This window comes from Sulfurospirillum sp. (assembly GCF_036802865.1).
Taxonomy (GTDB): Bacteria; Campylobacterota; Campylobacteria; order Campylobacterales; family Sulfurospirillaceae; genus Sulfurospirillum.
Genome location: NZ_DAIRVK010000010.1, coordinates 1 through 3,835, shown reverse-complemented (window position 1 = coordinate 3,835; position 3,835 = coordinate 1). Strand labels below are relative to the sequence as shown.

Annotated in this window: 3 protein-coding genes; all 3 read left to right on the top strand. The window is 36.4% G+C overall.

The genetic code is table 11. The features are described 5' to 3' along the window. Window positions 1-1,325 (top strand): OprD family outer membrane porin (locus tag V7Q04_RS13095; RefSeq protein WP_333805657.1); only part of this gene is annotated, 1,325 nt, incomplete at its 5' end. A gap of 97 nt (window positions 1,326-1,422) precedes the next feature. Next, window positions 1,423-2,082, top strand: a complete 660-nt coding sequence (locus tag V7Q04_RS13090) for a winged helix-turn-helix domain-containing protein (protein WP_333805656.1) — start codon at window positions 1,423-1,425, stop codon at window positions 2,080-2,082. A 153-nt stretch (window positions 2,083-2,235) separates the two neighbouring features. After that, a complete protein-coding gene (locus V7Q04_RS13085) occupies window positions 2,236-3,798 on the top strand; it encodes a flavocytochrome c (RefSeq protein WP_333805655.1) in 1,563 nt (520 codons plus the stop codon). Window positions 3,799-3,835: the final 37 nt, after the last annotated feature.

Below are 3,835 nucleotides of genomic sequence, written 5' to 3'. Positions count from 1 at the left end.
CACTCGCAGATGCGTTTAAAAATGGTAAAGTCAATGGTACCTTAAAAGCATGGTACTGGGACAGAGATGACGCAGGTAACTTTGGTCCAAAAGCGGATCATCAAAGTATTTTAAACGTGGGTGTAGAACTTGGTTATGTAACCGATACTTTATATGGTTTAAGACTTGGTGTTACTTACCAAGGTAGTTCTACTCCATTTGCAACAGATGATGCAAAAAAACTTTTCAATAAAGAAGAAGCTGGACAAGGTTCTGTTCTCTCAGAAGCCTATTTAGGTTATCAAATTGGCAAAACGGATGTTAAAGTTGGTCGTCAGTACATTACAACACCTCTTGTTTCAGGTAATCCAACACGTTTCTTTAGAGAGTCTTTTGAGGGTGCAACAATTACCAATATGGATTTACCTCAAACAACACTTTATGCAAACTATGTTGGTAAATTCCAAGGTAGAACAGGTGATGTCTTTAATGGTAACTTTTTAACACCTACAGGAGCTAATAATTTTACCTATGATGCGCCAGAATTTACAAAACAAATTATTATCGCAGGTGCTGGTCCAACTACATTTGGATTTGATGGCGCATACTCATTAGGTGCTATTAATAAATCTGTTCCAAATCTTACTTTATCAGCACAATTTGCGCAAGCAAATGATGTTGTTATGAATGGTATTAATGGGAAAGGCCCTTATGGTGGTACCTTTGCAAGTACAACGGATGACATCTCATTCTATTATACTGAAGCAAACTACGTGCTTCCTATGAGCAATTATAAACTTCTTTTTGATGCAAACTACAGAGGATCTAGAACAGGTAGCGCATTAGATTTTATGAATGCTAATGGTGATATGCTAGGTCTTCGTGCTGGTTTCTCTGAACTTTATGGCTTTGGTGGAACGATTGCATATACGACTGTAAGTAATGGTGATGATGCACTACTTGGTTTAGGTAATGGACCATCATGTTATACCATGCTTTCCATCCGTGGACCTTTGGTATTTAATGGCTTTGCTGGTATGGATACCTATAGATTTGGCGCAACCTATAATTTCTCACAAGTGGGCATTACAGGGCTTACGTCTGAGTTAGCGTATGTTACGGCAAAACAAGATACTCAATCTACAGCAACTATTACAACTGCAGCCAATGCGAAAGCAGAGATTGAAGGCTATTCAGCAAGACTTACGTACGCAGTTCCTGCACTTAAAGGGTTAACAACCGAAGTAACTTATGTAACATTTGACAAAGATTACTTTGTTTCTGGTGCAAAAACAAAATCTTTAGAAACAGATGAATTGTGGTTTAACGTAAACTATAAATTCTAAGTTATCCTAAATTTTAGGGCTTTACGATCGATGTAAAGCCCTATTTTATGATGATAGATTCCAAAAATTTGAAGAATTGATCGAAAGATGAGTTAAAATGAAAATTTTTTTTCTTGATTCAGATATAAATTTACAAAATGAGATCGATAGATGTCTCAATAAATGTCGCTTTAAAATAGACGTCAAAAAAACACAAAATGAACATGATATTTTTGATGAAATTTCAACATTAGAGAGTTATTCTCTCTTTATCCTTAATCTTCAAAATCCAGCAGATACGAAAATACTAGACTTTATACGAACAAATGCAAAGGTAGTACCTATTTTACTGATATTAGAGTCAGATATGTCTCCACAAATATTTCAAACACTCTCTTCTTATTCTTACAATGATATTATCATCAAGAAGTTCTCTGTTGAAGAGATCGTTTATCGAATTTATAAGTTGTGTCATATTTGGAACAATAATGTCTTTTATCCTTGTAAGGGTATATGTTTTGATTTTAAAAAGAGAATGTTTATCTTTAAAGATAATCATACTGTTCTTGGCAAAAAAGAAGCATTGTTACTAAAATATCTATTTTTAAAATCTCACGGGGTCATTACTTGTGCAGAGATCGTCTCTTTTGTCTATGAAAATGAGATAGTGAGCAATGATAGAATTAGAGCACTTGTCAAACAACTTAGAGATAAGCTTCCATGCGATTTGATTAGGACACTGCATGGAAAAGGGTATCAAATTATAAACTTTCATTGAAATAACTAAATAACTGCTTCTATTCCTCAACAGATGGTAAACACTCAATTTCTGAAATATTTCTTAAATAAAAAACTAACAATATATATCACAGCTTGTTGATATAATTTACTCCGAAGTAAGAAAATCATCTTAATCTTAAGGAGTTATACAATGAGTCAAGAGAGAATGTCACGAAGAGATGCTCTAAAGCTAGGTATGGTTGGAGCTGGTGCAGCAATGTTAACTGCAGCAAATGCAATGGCAGCAGCCCCAACTGAAAAAGATGTTAAGTTTGATGAAGAGTACGATGTTATCGTAATTGGTACAGGTTTTGCAGGTCTTGCTGCTGCTGCTAAAGCAGCTGAGCGTGGTTATAAAGTATTGATTCTTGAGAAAATGGGACGTGTTGGTGGTAACTCTGTTATCAACGGTGGTGGTATGGCTGTTCCAAACAGTTCATGGCAAAAAAAATACGGCATTGAAGATTCTGGTGAAAAATTTATTGCAGATTGTTTAAAAGCAGGTCTTGGTATTAACCATGTTGACTTACTTGAGACAATTGTTAAACGTTCACAAGACGCTTTAGACTTCTCTATCAAATGTGGTGCAAAATGGCAAGATGTTAAACCAGCATGGTTTGGTGGACACTCAGCACCAAGATCTTTAGTAACTGAAAATATGAGTGGTTCGGGTGTTATTAAACCGATGCATGAGTTTGTTGAGAAACTTCCTGGTTGTAAAATCTTAACACGTGCAAAAATGGATGATTTTGTTATGAGCGCTGATGGCACAAGCGTTGTAGGTGTAACTGCAAGAATCAATTATAAATTTGATCCAAAACTTCTCAGCGATGATATGGAAAACAAATCTGGTGAGAAGAAAGTTTATAAAGCGAAAAAAGGTGTTGTTTTAGCATCAGGTGGTTTCTCTATGGATAAAGTCTTTAGAAAAATTCAAGATCCACGTTTGACAGATGATATGGACGCTACAAACCATGATGGTGCAACAGCAGGTGCACTTTTAAAAGCATTCCAAATCGGAGCACTTCCAGTGCATATTGACTGGATTCAACAAGGACCATGGGCAAGCCCAGATGAGAGAGGTTTTGGTGTAGCACCACTTCTTACTCAACAAGGTTTATTTGTGCTGGGTGCTGCAGTTGACGTTAGAAATGGTAAACGTTTCATGAATGAAATGGCAGATAGAAAAACAAGAGCGGACGCTGAGTATGTTATCTTAAGAGAAGCACCTAAAGCATACCCTGTCGTCATTGGAACCTATAACACCTTTGATAAGCAAGTCTACCCAATTATAGAGAAAGGCTTAACTGGTGGCGTTATGAAAAAATTTGACACACTCGATGCTTTGGCTGCAAATTATAAAATTCCAGCAGATGCGCTTAAAGAGACTATCAAAAAGTACAATGAAGATGCAAAAAATGGCGTTGAAGACCAGTTCAAAAAACAAACACTCAAAGATATGAAAGACAAAGAAGCCATTGAGATGAAAGGACCATTCTACGCTATTCGTTTGGTACCAAAACCTCACCATACCATGGGTGGTTTACAAATCAATACTAAAGCACAAGTAATTTCTGGCAATACAAACAAACCAATCCCTGGTTTATTTGCAGCGGGTGAAGTAACAGGTGGAACACACGGTGCGAGTCGTTTAGGAACTGTTGCAGTCACAGATTGTTTAACCTTTGGTATGATCGCAGGAGAAAACATCTAATCATGGGTAGCAAAAAAACTCTTTTAGCTCTAGGGTT

Bases quoted from the DNA above. Each gene is read 5' to 3' on its own strand.
- V7Q04_RS13090 (WP_333805656.1), top strand. From the start codon at position 1,423: ATGAAAATTTTTTTTCTTGATTCAGATATAAATTTACAAAATGAGATC.
- V7Q04_RS13085 (WP_333805655.1), top strand. From the start codon at position 2,236: ATGAGTCAAGAGAGAATGTCACGAAGAGATGCTCTAAAGCTAGGTATG.